The organism is Saccharothrix sp. NRRL B-16314 (assembly GCF_000716595.1).
In the GTDB taxonomy this organism is placed as follows: domain Bacteria; phylum Actinomycetota; class Actinomycetes; order Mycobacteriales; family Pseudonocardiaceae; genus Actinosynnema.
Map to the genome: position 1 here is coordinate 1 of NZ_JNXC01000105.1, position 521 is coordinate 521.

The following is a 521-nucleotide window of genomic DNA, read 5'->3' on the forward strand; positions in this document are numbered from 1 at the left end:
CCACCCCGCCGGTCGCCACCCCGCCGGTCGCCACCCCGCCGGTCGCCACCCCGCCGGTCGCCACCCCGCCGGTGGCCACCCCGCCGGTGGCCAGTCCGCCCGCCACCGCGCCGCCGGCCGCCAGTCCGCCACCCGCCACACCACCAGTCACCACCCCGCCGGTCACCACCCCTCCCGCCGCGCCCCCACCTGTCGCCACTCCGCCCGTCACCGCGCCGCCAGCGGCCACACCTCCCGCCGCCACACCACCCGTCAGCACACCACCGGCAGCCACACCGCCGCCGTCCACCCGGCCGGCGCCACCCATTGACACCGCGCCGCCGGCCGCACCCCCGCCGCCCACCAACCCACCGGCTACCAACCCACCAGCCGCCAATCCACCGGCCACACGGCCCGCTCCGTCCACCGACCCCACCCCACCCGGCCAGCAGACCAACGCACCCGCCCCGCCACCACCCCCGCTCCCCGGGTTCGGGACTGCCGTTCCCCCGCCGCCCGGCGCACCCGGCGCACAACCCAAC

1 protein-coding gene is annotated in these 521 nt (G+C 80.2%); it reads right to left on the reverse strand.

Annotation, left to right across the window (positions count from 1 at the left end):
* On the reverse strand, positions 1–307 hold a 307-nt coding region (locus OQ02_RS47450), incomplete at its 3' end, for a hypothetical protein (protein ID WP_231500449.1).
* Positions 308–521: the final 214 nt, after the last annotated feature.